Annotated in this window: 15 protein-coding genes; 9 read left to right on the top strand and 6 right to left on the bottom strand. The window is 48.6% G+C overall.

Annotated elements, in window-relative coordinates; translation table 11 throughout:
* Positions 1-35: 35 nt before the first annotated feature.
* Both CDA54_RS02775 and CDA54_RS02770 read right to left on the bottom strand, forming a co-directional pair.
* Positions 36-920 carry a FecR family protein gene (locus tag CDA54_RS02775; RefSeq protein ID WP_099033476.1) on the bottom strand — a complete coding sequence of 295 codons (885 nt, stop codon included), beginning with the start codon at positions 918-920 and terminating at the stop codon, positions 36-38.
* Between the two features lie 15 nt (positions 921-935).
* Positions 936-1484 (bottom strand): RNA polymerase sigma factor, encoded by a 549-nt coding sequence (locus CDA54_RS02770; protein WP_099033475.1) that lies wholly within the window; start codon positions 1482-1484, stop codon positions 936-938.
* A gap of 221 nt (positions 1485-1705) precedes the next feature.
* On the opposite strand from CDA54_RS02770, the gene CDA54_RS02765 reads away from it, so the two are divergent.
* The 8 genes from CDA54_RS02765 to CDA54_RS02730 all read left to right on the top strand — a co-directional run bounded on the left by CDA54_RS02765 (position 1706) and on the right by CDA54_RS02730 (position 12551).
* On the top strand, positions 1706-4465 hold the full coding sequence (locus CDA54_RS02765; RefSeq protein ID WP_099033474.1) for a TonB-dependent receptor: 2760 nt from the start codon (positions 1706-1708) through the stop codon (positions 4463-4465).
* 144 nt (positions 4466-4609) lie between these two features.
* Positions 4610-6421, top strand: a complete 1812-nt coding sequence (locus CDA54_RS02760; RefSeq protein WP_180237094.1) for a metallophosphoesterase family protein — start codon at positions 4610-4612, stop codon at positions 6419-6421.
* Between the two features lie 36 nt (positions 6422-6457).
* Positions 6458-6814 (top strand): hypothetical protein, encoded by a 357-nt coding sequence (locus CDA54_RS02755; protein ID WP_099033472.1) that lies wholly within the window; start codon positions 6458-6460, stop codon positions 6812-6814.
* Between the two features lie 271 nt (positions 6815-7085).
* Positions 7086-7328, top strand: a complete 243-nt coding sequence (locus CDA54_RS02750; RefSeq protein ID WP_099033471.1) for a CopG family ribbon-helix-helix protein — start codon at positions 7086-7088, stop codon at positions 7326-7328.
* Positions 7318-7608 carry a type II toxin-antitoxin system RelE/ParE family toxin gene (locus tag CDA54_RS02745; RefSeq protein ID WP_099033470.1) on the top strand — a complete coding sequence of 97 codons (291 nt, stop codon included), beginning with the start codon at positions 7318-7320 and terminating at the stop codon, positions 7606-7608. Before CDA54_RS02750 ends, CDA54_RS02745 begins: the two co-directional genes overlap by 11 nt.
* 138 nt (positions 7609-7746) lie before the next feature.
* A complete protein-coding gene (locus CDA54_RS02740) occupies positions 7747-8610 on the top strand; it encodes a carbon-nitrogen hydrolase family protein (protein ID WP_099033469.1) in 864 nt (287 codons plus the stop codon).
* Positions 8611-8712: 102 nt separating this feature from the next.
* Positions 8713-11139 (top strand): TonB-dependent receptor, encoded by a 2427-nt coding sequence (locus tag CDA54_RS02735; protein ID WP_099033468.1) that lies wholly within the window; start codon positions 8713-8715, stop codon positions 11137-11139.
* Positions 11140-11159: 20 nt separating this feature from the next.
* The gene (locus CDA54_RS02730; RefSeq protein ID WP_099033467.1) at positions 11160-12551 is read left to right on the top strand and encodes a tetratricopeptide repeat-containing sulfotransferase family protein; all 1392 of its coding nucleotides are present in this window, start codon (positions 11160-11162) and stop codon (positions 12549-12551) included.
* On the opposite strand, the gene CDA54_RS02725 is transcribed toward CDA54_RS02730, so the two are convergent.
* The 4 genes from CDA54_RS02725 to CDA54_RS02715 form a co-directional block, all read right to left on the bottom strand.
* Positions 12540-12752, bottom strand: a complete 213-nt coding sequence (locus CDA54_RS02725) for a hypothetical protein (RefSeq protein WP_099033466.1) — start codon at positions 12750-12752, stop codon at positions 12540-12542. The genes CDA54_RS02730 and CDA54_RS02725 overlap by 12 nt on opposite strands.
* A gap of 43 nt (positions 12753-12795) precedes the next feature.
* Entirely contained in the window at positions 12796-12921 is a 126-nt protein-coding gene (locus tag CDA54_RS19910; protein ID WP_268235266.1) for a hypothetical protein, read from the bottom strand.
* Positions 12918-13256: a PadR family transcriptional regulator gene (locus tag CDA54_RS02720; protein WP_099033465.1), complete on the bottom strand. Its 339-nt coding sequence runs from the start codon at positions 13254-13256 to the stop codon at positions 12918-12920. The genes CDA54_RS19910 and CDA54_RS02720 overlap by 4 nt, the downstream gene beginning before the upstream one ends.
* Positions 13257-13378: 122 nt before the next feature.
* On the bottom strand, positions 13379-13777 hold the full coding sequence (locus tag CDA54_RS02715; RefSeq protein WP_099033464.1) for a hypothetical protein: 399 nt from the start codon (positions 13775-13777) through the stop codon (positions 13379-13381).
* 184 nt (positions 13778-13961) lie between these two features.
* Between CDA54_RS02715 and CDA54_RS02710 the strand changes: the two genes are divergently transcribed.
* Positions 13962-14861 carry a diacylglycerol/lipid kinase family protein gene (locus CDA54_RS02710; RefSeq protein WP_099033463.1) on the top strand — a complete coding sequence of 300 codons (900 nt, stop codon included), beginning with the start codon at positions 13962-13964 and terminating at the stop codon, positions 14859-14861.
* Positions 14862-14953: the final 92 nt, after the last annotated feature.

Here is a 14953-nt window from a genome sequence, read left to right as displayed (position 1 = left end):
TGCTAATTCGCTTTAGTTAAGAAAAGATGACAAGGCTATTCCTTATCAATCACAATACTGTCCGAAAACACAGTGAGCCGTAACTCATGCATTTGCGCCAGCAGTTTAACTGCATCAACTGGCGCCTCTGTTTTAAAGCGTCCGGAAACCATTAGCTGCCGGATGTTGTTGCTTAAAATCAGTTTTTTGTCGCTGTAGCGGTTAAGTTTTTCAATCACATGTTCAAGGCTGTGGTCAGAAAATTCCATCCAGCCTTGCTGCCACAAGGGCGTCTTTCTGCTAAAGCTTTTAGTTGTAATGATTCCTTCGGGTGTCAGTTCAATAGCCTGTCCTTTGGTCAGTATAATCTCTTCGCCGCGTTGTTCTGAGGTTACTTTGACCCTGCCATGATAGACCTCAATCTGTGAATGGCTTTGCGCGACATCGACGTTAAACGCCGTACCAATAACGGTAATCTTTGCATCACGGGTTTGCACCACAAAGGGTTTTTTCTGATGACGAGCCACATCAAAAAACGCCTCTCCCTGCTCGAAGTCAACGGAGCGTAGTTTGTCATCCTGATAAAAATGCATTTTTACATGGCGATTCAATGCCACTTCAGTGCCATCTGCCAGATCCACGTCGCGCGTATGTGCCTGACTGTCTAACGTGAGTGTTGGTAGTGGGTGAGGGGCTTCATGAGTGGTCGGTTGACCGGTCCATAACAGCCAAATTATCGCAAATGATGCCGCCAGTGCAGGCCAGGTTGCAATGGAGAATAGAGGTTTATTGGCTGGCGCGGCGATGACGTTTTTCTGGTTTTTGTTCTGTTCACCGATGTCATATTGAGACAGCGCTTCGTGCAATGCGGGATCGTTCCAGATTTGCGACTCCAGCGATGATGATTTAACGTTCTCAGGGCTTTGATTATCTTGTTTCATAATGTTCTCAGTCTGCTAATGACCCTCGTGCAACTGACGTTGCACGGCACATTTCAAGTCGTCCATGGCGCGTGTGATGTGCTTCTTCACCGCTTCCTCTGATAGAGTCATAGCATCCGCGATTTCGGTGCGGGATTGTCCATGAAATTTTCTGCGCACAAAGGCCTCGCGGCGCAGGGCTGGCATGTCAGTCAGTACCTGTTGATATAAGTTTAAGCGTTGGTGGTAGTGCAGTTGCTCTTCCAGGTTGCTTTTCTCACAGATCGGCTCAACAGCAAGCTCATCGGGGTGCCTCTGGCTTTCCCTGATGTATTCAGCAATGCTGTTTTCAGCCATTTTAAAGCCGTAACTTAACGGGTTCTGTATATCGCTGTCACTGCGACGTTTGAGTACTTTGAGCAGCATTTTCTGATAAATGTCTTCAACATCACTTTCCTGAGATACAGAACGGCGGATAAATTGCTTGAGCACGGTTTGGTGTTTGAGCAGCGCCTGAGCCAGGTTTTGACTGTGAGTGCCATCGATCACAGGTGGTTCTTTTTTTGTTGAGGACAGCAGGTGCATATTTTTGAATTCATTTTCCGGAAACCTACCTTTGATACGACTGCTCTATTCTGCATTCAGGGACAAATACTTTTATTAATTTTCTGTGACAGTTTGTGCAGCCCCCGATGACATAAAACTTTCACAAAAGTTTGTGTCCCCGGATTGTTCTTTTCGTGAGTCTTCTTTGGTGAGTTTGTACAGCTCACTCACCTTCAACCAGCTAAACGGACAAACACGAAATGAAACACAACAACTTTGCATTGTCACCCTTGTATCTGGCAATGGGTTTAGGAATAGCGCAACCTGTTTTCGCAGCAGAAAATGAGGCATTAGAAGAGATTGTCGTTACCGGATCGTATGTAAAAAGTCTTGAGAAAGCGGTCGATATCAAGAGAGATATGATCGGTTTTTCAGATTCTGTTGTGGCATCAGACATCGCGGATTTTCCCGAACAGAATCTGGCAGAAGCGCTGCAACGTATGCCCGGGGTAAGTATAGAGCGCAATAAAGGATTGGGTTCAAAAGTACTGGTACGCAGCTTACCAACAGAGTTTACGCACGTTTCAATCAACGGCGTCGCTACAGCATCAGGCAGCGGTGGTCGTGACGTCGAGTTTGATATCTTCGCGTCAGAGATCATTCAAAGTGTGACAGTGAAAAAGTCACCCACAGCAGCAGATGAAGAGGGCGGAATTGCAGGCAATGTGCTCATCAGCACATCGCGCCCTTTTGACTATGACGGGCGCAAACTGATTGTGTCGGCAGAGGCAGCCAATAACTCTATCTCAGAAAAAACTGACCCTAAGTTTGCCGTGCTTGCCAGCGATACGTTTGGCGACTGGGGAGCATTGGTATCCTACTCAATGTCGCAGCGTACTAACCGCACCGATAGTAACTCAGGGGTTGATTTCAGGCCGTTATCCCGCTGGCTGGAAAAAAGTGGTTCAGATTCCAAACAAGCCCAGTCTGATCAGGCTGCATTCGTTCTGGAACGTGATACTGGTATCGTGATCAATGACCGTTTTGATGACAATGAAACCAGTCGGGTCGTATTCCTCAACAAAGTGGGCGATCGGGCTTTTTTGAATGATCAGGAAAAATGGGGGGCTACAGCGTCATTACAGTACAAGCCATCCAATATGTTCAACCTTACATTTGATGCCATGTTGGGCGGTTATGACACCGTTGAAGATGAGTATGATGCAGCGGCCTATTCCGCATCCAGCCCTAGCACTCTGGAAACTATCCATGACTACGACTCAGAAACCCTCTCAGAATACGGTATTACAGTATTAACTGATGTCTCCTATGCACTGACGCAACACGAATTTCTGAGTAAAGAACGTGTGCAGGACACTGACTACGAGCAATTTAGTGTTGAAATGGACTGGACACTGAAACAATGGGAAATTCACGGACTTCTGGGTTTTTCTGGTGCTGAGAAGTTCTCTGATTCAACCAATCTTAAGCATACCTCTTATGCACCGTCCCGCAGTCGTTATACCGAAACAGGTGGTGAAACCATCTTAAGTGACAATCCGGACAGTATCGATATGTATAATGCGCCGGAAACCTATTTGTTTGATTACTATGATGTTGACTTTGAGAATATCACGGATGATAAGTATGCTGCACAGCTGGACGCAACGTATTATGCTCAGTTTGACTTTATGCCAGCCCTGACTGAGCTTCAGTTTGGTGCACGCTATACTGACAAATCCAAACAACGCGATAAAGGTTCAGCTCGTGTACAGGGCCCCAGCGAAGGAGACAGCTCATACAATGGTGTCCGCACTTTACTGGACTCTGAACTGATACCGGTTTCACAGTTGGTACCGGGTGGGGCATATTCTGCCAGTGCAGGACGCGATCTGGACTGGAGCCAAATCAGCAACGATTATGCGCGTGACTTTTTTCGCTATGCTGGCTTCTCAGTGCCCTACGAGGAAAGTGAATTTTACCGCGTAGATGAAGAAACCACCGCGTTATATGCCATGGCAAACTTTGACTTCACTGTTGCCGCCATGCCGATAAAGGTCAATGCGGGTTTGCGTTACATCGAAAGTGATATTGTCTCTTTTGGTTTTCACCAGGTACAAAATACAGACGGTTCAACCGGCTATACACCCGAACCTGTGTCCAAAGAGGGCAACTATTCAGAAACACTGCCCAGTCTGAATATGGTGGTTGAACTGACCAATAATCTGATGTTACGTGGTGCCTATTCTGAGACATTTATGCGCCCGTCGCTTGGTGACATTGCTTACAAGCGCACTGTGAGCCTGAGTGAATTTAAGTATCGTGACGGTAACCCGGATCTTAAGCCGACTTTCGCTGATCAGTGGGAAATGGGTTTTGAGTACTACCTCGAAGGGGGTGGTCTGTTGGCGATTTCTTACTTTGACAAAACCATCGAAGGGGTTGTTCGTGAAACACTCAATGGTGTTGTCGAAAATGTCACCAAATATAATGCCGATGGGACTGTGGATGGAATATATGATTTTGAAGTTTACCAGAAAGTGAATGCTGAAGGTTCCTTTGATGTTTCTGGTATAGAGCTGATTGCCCAATTTCCACTGAGAATGCTGCATCACACATTGGATGGTTTTGGCATTAATGCCAACTACACATCACTGGATAATTCACTGACCGGTGCGTCGGATCTCGATATTCCGACACCGCCTGAAGGGTTGGCGGAAAGTACTTACAACCTGACCTTTTATTATGAAAACGACGCCTTTGACGCGCGTATTTCCTACAATTATAAAGACGCCTATGTTGAATATATAGGGCGAGACATGTATCCAGTCTACCGTGACGAGTACGGACAATACGATTTGTCTGTTGGTTATCATGTTTCTGATAACGTCAAAGTGACCTTGAAAGGCATTAATATCACCGATGAAGAAACTACGGGTTACACCATTGATCCGCGCTTTCCGACTATGTATGAAATGTCTGGTCGTCGCCTGACTCTGGGAGTAAGAGCTAACTTCTAGAACAAATCTGTTATGACGTCACTCCTTCCCGCCCGTCAGGGCGGGAAGGATATTTTTATAAAATATAATGCCGCACATGTAATGAGATATATGATCATTGTGAACAATGCTGTTGCTTTTAAGATATTAGTTTTGTTGCTCTTTATGAGTCCCGGTCTTCAGGCTCAAGGTAAAATTCAGACCGAAATAGCCTTTCTGCCAGATATTCACTTTCATGATGTTTTTGCCACATTTGAGAACGGCGAATTTACCGGGATCCCCCGGCAAGATGGCCGCAATGCGATTATCAGAAGCATGCGTGCACAATTGCATTCCACCCGTTTATTTAACGAAAACTATTTCGCTTTAAACCAGGCGCTGGAACAACTTGCTCAAGACAACGTCAGGCTGATTGTATTACCGGGAGATTTCACCGATGACGGTCAGCCTTTGCATGTCAGGGGCCTGATGAAAATGCTGACAAGTTTTCAGGAAAAACATGATATGCGCTTTTTCATCACTAATGGCAATCACGATCCTGTGCGTCCGCAAGACACCCCGGGCGGGGAGCCGGATTTTCTCAACAAGAACGGACAAGAAGTGCCTGTTTACAGTACAGATCACAACAAGTGTCTGTCAAAGCAAAAGCCTGAAAACCTGATCTGTGCTGACGATGTGGGTTACGCAGGCTACCAGTCTCTTATTGAGGCGATGCCGGATATGGGATTCTATCCTTCGAAGAGGGACCTGTTCTGGGCCACACCCTTTTCCACATACAGTCATGAAAGTTATCAATACGCGAGAGCTGAGTTGCAATCGCCATTAGCTAATCGTCGCTGGCGGGTCTGTAATAACAGCATACAGCCAGTGTGTGCATATGTTATCGATAGCTCGTATGTTGTTGAGCCTGTCGAAGGTGTCTGGCTGCTCGCCATTGATGCAAACGTATATGTTCCTGAGGGTGAAAATGGAGAACTGAGAGGATTTTCTGGTTCCGGAAACCAGGGATACAACGGCGTCGTCAGATATAAACCTCAACTTTTACAATGGATTAAGAAGATTGCCTCTGAAGCGAGAGCATTAAACAAGGAACTGGTGGCTTTCAGTCATTTCCCAATGGCGCCGTTTTATGACGGGCAGGAAAAAAGGATTCAGCAATTGTTAGGGGAAGATGCCTTTCAGATGGTTCGCTCACCGACAAAGAAAACCGTTAATGCGCTGCTGGATACGGGGATTACTTTTCATGTTGGCGGCCACATGCATATTAACGACACACAGACTATTGTCGGCAATAATGGGCGCAGTTTATTGAATATTCAGGCGCCTTCACTGGCAGCTTATCGCCCCGCGTATAAAGTTCTGACACTTTCTGAACACTCCCCGGCAATATTGCGCACGGTTCGCGTCGACAGGGTAACAGGGTTCGATACACTGTTTCCTCATTATCAGCAAGAGCTCAGATACCAAACTGAACACAGCGAATTAAAAGGGTGGCAGGCTGAGATTTTGTCATCTGCAAGCTATCGTCAGTTCGCCGATTATCATTTACGCGAGCTTGCCAGAATGAGATTTGTGCCAGAAGAGTGGGGAGTGTTAGATGGTAAACTGTCACTGCACCAGCAAGTCGGCTGGGACCGGATTAAGACTCTCATTGGAAATGAAAAAATGCGTCAACATTGGCTTACAGCTGAGGGACTAACCCAAGTGGACTTTAGCTGGACGATGTTGGACCTGCTGCATGATGTTTATCGTTATCGCAATGCGGGTGCACTTGCCAATGAAGACATCCCTGCAGCGCGCGACAAGTCTTATCAGTTGCTGCTCTCACTGCTTAATGACGTTGATGAGCAGAATCGCGATCCGGCACACCGGCTTTTGCTGCAAATTCTCAATATATATGTAGGGTTAAAGTCCGGCGAAAATGACGATAGATTTTCTTTCGAGCTTGGTACCGGAAAGATCCTCAATCAGCAATAGACCTCTTTTCCCCTGGAGCGGCTGACCAGATTAATCGTGGCGTTCACAGAGCAACAGGACAGAGACTGGGGCCAGCGTCTGAGCGGCGATGCGCTACTGGCGTTTGTGTCCAACTGCCAGTTTATCGGCCGTACCGTTTTTGGCGATCCCTACCGTATCCGCTTGCGCGCCGATGGCACCATGGAAGGCTGGGAAGGCCACACCGATGAAAAGCATGATACCGGCACCTGGTGGCTGAAGGGCGACACCTGGTATCGTCAGTGGCAAAGCTGGTCTTACGGTGAGTTGCTGGGTTTTGAAATCTATATCAATGACAACCGCATTCACTGGGTGCGCGACGGCCAGTTAGTCGATGCCGCCTTTTATACCATTCCGGGTGAAGAAGGGGAGTAGTCTTTTCAGCCCGTTGTCAGGCAATTTGCAGACTCGCTCAGTGGCTGAGATTTTCTATCCGGAGATGAGCCTGAACTGACTATTGGTTCAGTGCCAATAGCGGTTCTTGTGCATATCATCCTTCTGGCACCAGCGCACTGCCAGATTTGGCCAGGATTATTATGCTGAGGTAGTTTGTATATCACTTTTTTCCGCTCTTTTGTGTTTGCTGAAGGGGCAGGGATTTTGGCTTGTGTTATGATGTATACAAGTGAATACAAAAGGTGAAATTATGTCCGTAACCATGACAATTCGTCTGGATCCTGAGTTAAAGCAAAGGCTGGAACAGTTGGCAGATGCGACTCAGCGTTCAAAATCATTTCTGGCTGCACAGGCACTGCGCGATTATGTGGAACTGAATGAGTGGCAGGTTGGTGAAATTAATCAGGCCCTGAAAGAGGCTGATGAAGGGAGTTTTGCTTCTCAACAGGACGTGAGCAAGGTGCTGGGTAAATGGGGTGTTGATGCAGGTTAGGTGGCTAACCAGGGCGCTTCGGAATTTAGAGGATGAAGCCGAATTTATTGCTCAGGATGATCCGCAAGCTGCCAGGTTAGTGGTTCAACGCATCGTCAATGCCATTGGTTTGTTGCCGGATAATCCGGCACTTGGCCATCCCGGCCGTATTTATGGCACTCGCGAACTGGTTGTGCCCGATACCCGTTATATTGTTCCCTACCGTGTTCGTCCTCGTTTGCAACAGATTGAAATATTAAGAATATTTCACACTTCGCGTAAAACTCCCGGTAACTGGTAGGCAGGTTCTCTGCCGAAATCCATTTTTTACTCCCTCTGGCTCCTTAACTTTTGTAAAACTGGTCCTGTTGCCTGTGGGCGGTTGTCCCTAAGCTGGTAAGCAATCGATAGCCTGACGTATTGGCATTAAGGAGAACCGATGAGTGTATTCACCCTGGCAGGTTTGCAGCTGGAGCTGGACCCCCATCAGAATAATTTTGAGCATATCAGTGCGGAAGTGCTGAGTCTGAAGAAGCGTTTCCCCAATCTGCAGATGATAATGCTCTCTGAGTTGTGCAACTGTGGGCCCGCGCCGCGCTTTGCTGAGCCTATGCCCGGGCCGCTTGAAGATGCTTACAGTGAACTGGCGATGCAGGCCGAGGTGTACCTGGTTACCGGCTCGCTGTTTGAGCGGGATCAGGAACGTATTTTTAATACGCTTTCTGTGCTGAGCCCCAAAGGTGAAGTGATTGCCCGTTATCGCAAAATCTTTCCTTTTTTACCCTATGAGGAGGGTGTTTCCTGCGGTGAAGATTTTGTCACCTTTGATATACCCGGTGTGGGTTGTTTTGGCCTGTCTATCTGTTACGACATGTGGTTCCCCGAAACCATCCGCGCACTGACCTGGAAAGGCGCTGAAGTCATTCTGCACCCCACCTTAACCAATACCATCGACAGAGATGTGGAACTGGCTATCGCCCGCGCCAATGCTGCCACTAACCAGTGTTATATGGTGGATATCAACGGTGCCGGCAAGCTGGGCATGGGGCGCTCCATTGTTGTGGGCCCCGGCGGCGATGTGGTGTATCAGGCTGGTGAGACTCAGGAATCGATCGTCGTGGATATTGATTTTGACTATGTGCGCCGGGTGCGGGAAACCGGCTGGCACAGCCTGGGACAACCACTTAAAAGCTTTCGCGACAATCCGGTTGTTTATCCCCAGTACCAGAAAGGAGCTGGGTCGGCGGCCCTGAACGCACTGGGCCCGTTGCAGAAACCGGCCAAGCCGGACTGGTCAGAATAAAACGTGCAACTGGCCCGGAGAATAATTAAAAACTGGCCCTAACCCGAACCGAATTGTTTTTTTACAGTGTTGAAAACAGAATAAAAACCAGAGGAAGATGTTATGCATACTCAGACAAAGGCGAATAAGAAAACAGGTTTTGCCCTGTCACCCGTGACCCTGGCCATTGCCGCAGCAACCATGCTGCCGACTCTGGCGCTGGCACAGGAAGCAGAGCAGGATAAGGAAGTGGTTGAGCTGGAGCGTATCCAGGTCACCGCGAGTCGCCGTATTACCACAGTTGAAGATACCCCCTATAATATTTCGGTGATCAACGGTAGTCAGTTGCGCGAAGCACAGATTGTGGACTCAGTAGAGATGGTTCGTAATATGGCTGGCGTGACAGCTGTCGACAGGGGCTACCGCAACTCAGGTGTCCTCAATAACATCATCATTCGCGGGATGAACGTTGACTCTTCGGGTAACGGCGATTTTGCGTTAAATGCCGTACCAACCGTGTCATCCTATGTAAACGATACACCGATCTTTGCCAACTTTATTCTTAAAGACATTGAAGCGGTAGAGGTATTACGTGGCCCGCAGGGCACACTGTATGGTTCTGGTGCATTGGCAGGTACGGTACGTTATAAGATGAATCGTCCGGATCTGGATTATTTCTCCGGTTCTGCCGGGGCCAGCCTGAGCCGTAGTTCCGGCTCTGAAGGATTTAATAAAAATATTGATGGCATGATCAATATTCCACTGACCGATACCCTGGCTTTTCGTGCCAATGCGGGTGTGATCCGCAACGATGGTATCGTCGACTACACGACCATCTATGAGCTCAACGATGCCGGCGCGCCGGTGGCCGAGGGCGGCGATATCGCCAACGGTGATCCGGTGTTTACCAGTAAAGAAGACGCCGATACCGTCGACATCGATTATGGTCGTATGTCATTACTGTTCCAGCCTTCTGAAGAATTCAGTGCGCTGTTGTCCTACCAGTATCAGTCTGATGATATCGGCGGTCGTCGCCAGGTGACCCGTGGCACACACTGGGTAACAGGCGAAGAGCAGCAATACGGTGATTACCAGAATGGTGCCATTCAGCTTGAGCCCAGTGAGCGTAAGGTAGACTTACTGGCACTGGAAATGGAATGGGATTTAGGTTTCGCCACCCTTTCTTCCAGTACCTCAAAGTACGAACATGACGGCAGTTCCATCAGCGATAACACCGGCTTCTATGCCCAGAATAACTGGTTTGCTTTTTACTATGGTGGTTCACCCCGCCCGATGGCACAGGCCGTTCGTAGTTATGCTGACGAAGCTTTTGCCCAGGAGTTACGTCTGGTATCTAACACCGAAGGGCCCATTGACTGGATAGCTGGTGCGTTCTACATGGATCAGGATACGGCAGCGACTCAGGACAGTCTGATGCCGGGTTTTTCAGAATGGGCTCAGGCCAGTGGCTTCGATGAAACTCTGGCGTCCTGGGGCGGTACACTGACCGATCAGGATTTCAGATACCGCGATCAGGGTAACGTAAAGGACATGTCTGTCTTTGGTGAACTGACGTACCACTTCAGTGATGATTTTCGCGCCACACTTGGGCTGCGTCGCTTTGAAAATGATATTGAGAATACCACGACTATTGAACTGCCTATCTACCCCGGCGAATCTGATGTCAGCTCCGCCAGTGAGGACAGCGGCACATTGTTCAAGGTTAATTTATCCTACGACTTGTCGGATGAGGCGATGCTCTACGGCACCGTATCGGAAGGTTATCGCCGTGGTGGTACCAGCGCAGTGCCGTTAACCGGCGGCTTTGCTGAGAACCCTGCTTATCTGAACTATGACTCGGATAGTGTTACCAACTATGAGTTAGGTGTAAAAGGCAACACCGGGCGTTTCTTCTATTCCTTATCTCTGTATTTAATGGACTGGGAAGATCCGCAGCTTAATGTGGCGACACCCAACTGGGGTTTCTATGCCGCTGTTAACGGTGAGTCGGCAGAAACCAAAGGGATGGAAATTGAAACCCGCGGTTATATCACCGATGATCTTCAGTTTACTGCTCAGTATGCGCTGACCAATGCCAAGCTGACCGATGACTTATACATTCCATCGGGCACTCAGGCAGCACCGGGTGAATTTCTGCAGGCCGAAGCCGGTGATCGCCTTCCCAGTACCGCGCGCCACACACTGAGCGCGGGATTAGAGCAAACCCATGATATCAATAGTGATTACTATCTGGTTAGCCGCATAGGTGTGTATTATCAGTCCGATTCGCGCAATGCGCTGAGCAGCAACCCGACCTTTGATATTGAATTGCCCGGCTTCTGGCTGGCGAATGCCGGCATCGCTTTGCATGCCGATGACTGGATGGCAACATTGTATGTGAAGAACCTGTTCGGCGAGGATGCGGTTACCGGGATATTGTCAGAGGCTTATATGGGCACGGATCCGACGGAAAACTTTTACGGTAACGCGTCAAAGGATTATATTGGTCAGCCACGAACACTGGGTGTGTCCTTTAATTACCGTTTTTAAGAGGTTAAACGGATGAAGTTATGTCCTTAGCCGCCACTGACAAAATAGCACAACAACTCCGCCAGGCCCGGTCTCTGATAGAGGCCGGGCAGCGTCAGCAAGCATTTGACGTGCTGGCATTGCTGGCCAGTGATTTTGCCGGTCGTGAGATCAACGGTTCTGATGCCAGTTCAGTTGCTGAACTGGCATTTTTATTCAGCCAGATAAAGGCATGGAGTGACGCTGCTTTGTGGTTTTGCAAAGCGTCAGAACTGGCCCCGGATAAAGCCATTTATCATTACAATCTGGCCACCATGCTCAGGGTTCAGGGCGACCTGGAAGGGGCCGAAAAAGCCCTGGACCGTGCGCTCAGGCTTAACCCTGCCGATGGTGAGGCACAGAATCTGCGCGCTTCGCTTCGCACTCAGTCAGAATCACAAAACCATATTGGCGAACTTGAACAGGTGCTGTGCAAGCAAACTTTGCCGCCCAAACAACAGGTGCACCTATACTACGCACTGGCCAAGGAACTGGAAGATGTTCAGCGGTATGAGGACGCTTTTACGGCCCTGAAAAAAGGTGCCGACTTGCGCCGGGCGCACCTTAACTATGATGTCAGGCGGGATCAGGCGATTATGCAAAAAATCGCCCAGGTGTTTTCAGAGAAATTATTGCAGGAAAAAGCAGGTAGCGGCTATACAAGCGCCGAACCGATCTTTATTCTGGGTATGCCGCGCACAGGTTCTACCTTAATTGAGCGTATGCTCGGCAGCCATTCACAGGTGAGTATGGCGGGAGAGCTGAATAACTTTTCTCAGGCGATGATGGGGCAGATCAGTTCGCTGGGGCAGCCCGGCAATATCCTTGAGGCCATAGAGCTGAGTGCGGAGCTGAATTTCACTGCTCTGGGTGAACGTTACATTCACAGTACGCGCCCGGATACCGGTCATAAGCCGTATTTTATCGATAAACTACCCCTGAACTTTCTCTATATAGGCCTGATTAAACTGGCGTTACCGAACGCAAAAATCATTCATGTACAGCGTGACCCGATGGATACCTGCTATGCCGTTTACAAGCATTTGTTTGCCCATGCTTACCCGTTTTCTTATAACCTGAATGAGCTGGGGCAGTATTATCTCGCTAATCAAGAGTTAATGGCCCACTGGAAGCGGACACTGCCGGGGCAAATACTGACGGTCAATTACGAACAACTGGTGAGTGAGCCGAAGCTAACACTCAAACCCGTGCTTGATTACTGCAATCTGGAATGGCAGGACAACTGTCTGCAATTTCAGCAAAACAGTGATGCCAGTGCCACCGGCAGCGCCGCACAAATCCGCCAGCGCCTTTATACAGGCTCGGTGGGGAAATGGCGTTATTACAAAGCGCAACTGGCGGAGCTGGAGAAGACACTGAAATCAGGTCTTTAATGTTCGTAAACGGCGCATATCCCGGAACATTTCATATAGCAGATAAATCGCCACCAGTACCATTCCCACCGAGATACTGCGGTTTACATCGACAATGTCCAGTATGCCCTGTCCTGAATACGTGTTGACGGCGATTTGCTCCAGACTGGCCAGATAAAATAGCAGCCCGGCATAAACCAGATTCTGCACCGTATTTATCATCAGTGTGATCCGATTCCAGTACGGATAAACCAGGCAGCACAGATTAAACAGCAGCGGCAGCCTCTGACTGATCCTCAATATTAGCTTTGAGTTCGCGGCCGACATCGTCTCTGAGAGCCTCAGGCAGATATTGCCTGACGGCATTAATATAACGTTGTAGTAAGTTCATTGGTTGTTCTCCGACAACAAAGTATTTACCGAATGGGTTAGTTCCTGCCACTCCCCGGTAAGTTGTTGCAAAAGTTCTTTGCCCATAGCCGAAAGCTGGTAATAACGTCGTTCCCGGCCTTCGGTGTGGCGCCACTGACTGTCTAACAGCTGCTGATCTGCGAGGCGGCGTATCAGGGGGTAAAGAGTGCCTTCTTCGACATCAATGCCCGATTGCTGCAGCTGCTTTCTCAGCGAGTAGCCATAATGGGGCTTTTTAAGTGAGCTGAGTACGGCCAGCACTAATGCACCACGGCGCAGCTCAAGGCGCATTTTATTCAACTGAGAGATTGTCATGGATATGCGTTTCCTGTCTGTTCTTATACTGTGTGATGCATACTGTTTATTGCACAGTAATTGATGCTATGCGATACACAGTATTAATGCAACACTTTTTCAGCGTTGATGATTAAGGGAAGTCAGAACGTCGGTAGGGTAAAGTGAAAGCCTTGTTGTTCTAACCAGGCGTGGGCACTTTTCGGTTGCTGGGTATAAAAGTGAAATGCCGGGTCATAGCTGGAGTTATCTCTGACAATACGCTCCTGCATGGCAAACTTACACACCGTAGCTTCATGGGTTTGATTGTGCTCGGCGCACCAGTCGTAAATTAACTGAAAATCCTCCAGCGCCTCCATGGTGGGCATAATCCAGTCACGCATATCCACATAGGCAGCCCAGGGCTGATGCTGAATATCCGATACCACCTCTTTGAGCTCAGCAAAGACTTTTTTTACCACCTGTTTTGACCAGACATGACGCAATCTGACGCAGAGCACATTTCCACTGACATGCAACTGGTAGAGGTTTTCTTGATCCATAATGCTCCTGAAGGGTTTTACTTATTTTTATTAGGTGTCAGCAAAACTCAGTTATTTCAGCATACCCGAATATTGCCCCACTGCAATGATTTGTAATGCGCAAGCCGCTTTATGCCGAGATACTGATTGACTGCCACAGACAATCACGCACACTATCAGCAGCAACAATAACTATAAAAAGCCGATGTCTGATTCGCTCCACTCCTGCCGTTTTCTGATTATTATTAATCCTCTTGCCAGTGGCTCAGCAGAACGTTACCGCGAGCAACTGACTGAGCGATTAGACCAGGCCGGTACTGCCTTTGATATCTGGTATACCACTGACAACGACCAGGCCAACCAGCGCCATTTACAACAATGCACCACCGATTACTCAGACTGGGTGGTGATAGGCGGCGATGGCACCCTGAATCTGGCGGTGAATGCCCTGGCCGGCACCGATGTGATACTGGGATTGCTGCCCTGTGGCAGTGGCAATGACTTTGCCCGCAATCTGTACCGCAAAGGGGATGATCCCATCGAAGTGGTGCTGGGTGAGCATAGCCGCAGGATTGATCTGGGATTATGTAATGATCGTTATTTTGTCAATGTGCTGGGCCTGGGCTTTGACGGTGAAATTGTTGCCGGAATGTATGACCATCAGCCCAGAACACTGCGGCGCTGGCGCTACTTAATGGCCGCTGTGGTAAAGCTGTTGCATTATAAAGAACAGCCAATAGCACTTAAGAGCCCGCATCGTAGTAAAAAACAGCAGACTTTTATGGTGGCCTTTGCCAATGGGCGTTATTTCGGTGGTGGAATGAAGATCGCGCCAAAGGCTGATCTGAGTGATGGTTTGCTGGATTGTTGCTGGATTGGTAAAGCATCGCTGTTCAGGAAGTTCTATTATCTGTGGCGGGTCTTTACCGGCTCCCACCTCAGTGCCTCTGCCGTAGACTATTGGCAAGACAACACATTTAATATCGACACCCCTGATCTGCCTATTGAAGGCGATGGTGAATTTTTCGGTACCAGCCCCGCCAGCATCAGTTGCTGTGCCAGTGCCCTGGCGCTCAAAGTACCGCGAAAACGCCAACCGGAATAACTTTTCCTTTTTGTTCAGCTTGTTAGCTGGCTCATTTGTCAGCCCAAAGCAGGCTGATTTCTTGACACTATGACTATCCCCCTCTATCTATT

It is taken from the genome of Lacimicrobium alkaliphilum (assembly GCF_002591895.1).
GTDB lineage: Bacteria > Pseudomonadota > Gammaproteobacteria > Enterobacterales > Alteromonadaceae > Lacimicrobium > Lacimicrobium alkaliphilum.
The sequence above is the reverse complement of the archived record's forward strand: the minus strand, read 5'-3'. Positions and strand labels throughout refer to the sequence as shown.